The 2776-nt window shown below is 56.1% G+C and carries 1 protein-coding gene; it reads left to right on the forward strand.

Translation table 11 applies throughout. The features are described 5' to 3' along the window. The first annotated feature begins 482 nt into the window (after positions 1-482). Complete coding sequence (locus tag Q0072_RS14100; protein ID WP_298331293.1) at positions 483-2231, forward strand: methyl-accepting chemotaxis protein; 1749 nt, start codon at positions 483-485, stop codon at positions 2229-2231. Positions 2232-2776 lie beyond the last annotated feature (545 nt).

Consider the following 2776-nt stretch of genomic DNA (forward strand, 5'->3'; position numbering starts at 1 on the left):
CACCGCCCATCCTCCCGCCGATGTCCGGTTTCCGAATGGAACAATAGCTAACGGGATGGACCGCAAATATCAATGAGAATCGCGAGGCCAGTCCAGCATGGAACGACGAAATCGGGTCCGGCGACAGCTGTGGAAGTCCGATCAGAACACATGGAGCACGCGCTCTCGTTCAATCGTGCTTGCGCGTCGGACGATGTCTCAAACAGTCCACGCCTGTTTGCCCGCAGTTGTGCCTGTCCGCGGTCTTTATTCGACGAAAGACTAAGTGAATTTTGATAATTGTCAGTTAGTTGGATAACCAGAAGTTAGAGAATGCCGTGTTTATTTGCTGCGATATAGTTCAGGCTGTTTAAGGGACACGTCGTGCCGAAACTCACCATTGCCCGCCTCCTCCTTACCTTCGCCGCCATATTCGTCATTGGACTGGCACCTCAATCGGCTTGCAGCATTTTGCGCTCTCACAATTGAAGGTCAACGGACCAGTGTATGACGACATTGTCGAGAGCAAGGACTTGGTGGCGGATATCTTGCCTCCACCACTATATTTGGTCGAAGCTTACATGCTTGCCACCGAGGCGGTGCTGGATCCTCGGAAAGCGGAACTGGCCACCTCAAAAATCACCTTGCTTAAGGCTGATTATCAGGCGCGACGCGAGCATTGGCGAGCCTCGCAGCTCCCGCTTCCTTTGAAGCTAAAGCTCGCGGATGATGTATTGGCCAAGGGTGATGAATTCTGGAGAGTTTACGACCAACACTTCAATCGAGTTACGGCCTTCCGCGATGCGGCTGGACCTATGATACAGGAACTGGGCAACAAGTTCTGGGCACATGATGCAGCCGTACGCGAGCTCGTTCAAATGTCGAACGCTCACCTCGCAGCTGAGGAAAACGGAGCTGAGGCAACTTCTGCGTCGCTTGAGCTAATGGCAGCCGTTGGCAGCGGACTCTCCGTCTTGTTGTTCGTTGCAGGCATCTGGTATTTCCGGAGACGAGCGATCGCACCCTTGTCAACCATTTCCGGCTACATGACTCATCTCGCTGGTGGCGATCTGACGAAACAGGTGCCGTTCGGTAGCCGAACCGACGAGATCGGAGCAATGGCGCAGTCCGTCGAAGTTTTCCGTCAGGCTGCTCTCGAGCGCCAGCGCATGCGTGACGAGGCGGAAAAGGCGCGCGCGCTTGCGGCAGACGAGCAGCAGCGCCGCTCGGCAGCTGTAGCAGAGCAGGCAGAGGCTCTATCACATGTGGTTGAAACCCTTGGTGCCGGACTAGCCCGCTTGGCTGAGTGTAACATCCGTCACACAATTGATCATGCGTTTATGCCTGATTTTGAGCCGCTGCGGCACGATTTTAACAATGCACTCGCGGCATTTCAGACCACCCTTGTGCAAGTTCTGGACACGACCCTGGCAATTCATGAAAACGGCCTCGAAATGCGCTCAGCGTCCGATAACTTGGCCAAGCGCACAGAACAGCAGGCTGCTGCACTGGAAGAAACCTCAGCCGCTCTGGAAGAGGTTGCCGTCACCGTGGCCCAGGCCTCGGACCGCAGCGCTGAGACGCGCAAGCTCGTTGCCGAGGCAAAAGACTGCACGGAAGATTCCGGTCGTGTAGTCCAAAACGCCATCCAGGCTATGAAGACTATCGAACGCTCCGCGACAGAGATTGGTCAGATCATCGGTGTGATCGACGAGATTGCCTTTCAGACAAACCTACTGGCGCTCAACGCTGGCGTTGAAGCTGCAAGGGCAGGGGAGGCCGGTAAGGGTTTCGCCGTGGTGGCACAGGAAGTTCGCGAACTGGCGCAACGATCTGCCGTGGCTGCCAAGGAAATCAAGGCGCTCGTCTCCAACTCGAGCCAACAAGTGACCGTTGGCGTGAAGCTAGTCGATGATACTGGCCACGCACTCGCGCGGATCGACAGTTACGTCACATCTATCGACCAGAACATTGATGCTATTTCCACCGCCGCAATCGAGCAATCCGCCGGCCTGAAACAGATCAGCATAGCCGTCAACGAACTTGACCAGATGACACAGCAAAATGCTGCCATGGTCGAAGAAACAACTGCGCTAAGCCACACACTCTCGTCAGCCTCTACGCATCTGTCGGCACTTGTAAACAGCTTTGTTCTTAATCGCCGAGCGAAGGTGCGGGACGGCCTTGAGCGTTCGAGTGATGGAGCTCATTACAGAACCAGTTCGGCCGGCCATGCGCGATCAGCGGCTTGAATTGGTACACTCGAAATCTAGCCCTGCTTGTATTGCTCGCTCAGATGGCGTGATTAGCCCCACTCTCGCTGGCCCAGCTTATCCTGGTTTGTAGGGAAGCCTCCTTCGTTCGCCATCGAACCGCGTTCGGCGAACCAGGCCATAGGCACGACGATCGACGTGGTCGAAGAATTACCTCTGAAACCATTTTCGCGTTCAATGTGGGTGGTGATGCAGCGACCGGTAAGGCAGGCAAAGGCTTAGCTCACGTCGTAGCACCTGAAATGCTCAGCGGGCGGTCTCTGCGCCTAAGGAAGTCACGGTGCTGGTACCAGGCTGATCGTACAAGGTTGCGACCGGCGTCGCGTTTCTCGGGCAGGCGGTGCGCAGTCATGGCGCTGCAAGCGTGAGTCGTTAACCTTGACCTCAATCTCGGTGCGATTGCTGAGGGCGCGCGTGACAAGTCGACGGGTCCCTACGCAGTTAACGAAACCAAACCGGGCCATTCAGGTGATGGCTACGGACGTAGCCACGTAACCGGGCCCGCCCAATAGGCACTACGGCTG

This window comes from Asticcacaulis sp. (genome assembly GCF_027484505.1).
In the GTDB taxonomy this organism is placed as follows: domain Bacteria; phylum Pseudomonadota; class Alphaproteobacteria; order Caulobacterales; family Caulobacteraceae; genus Asticcacaulis.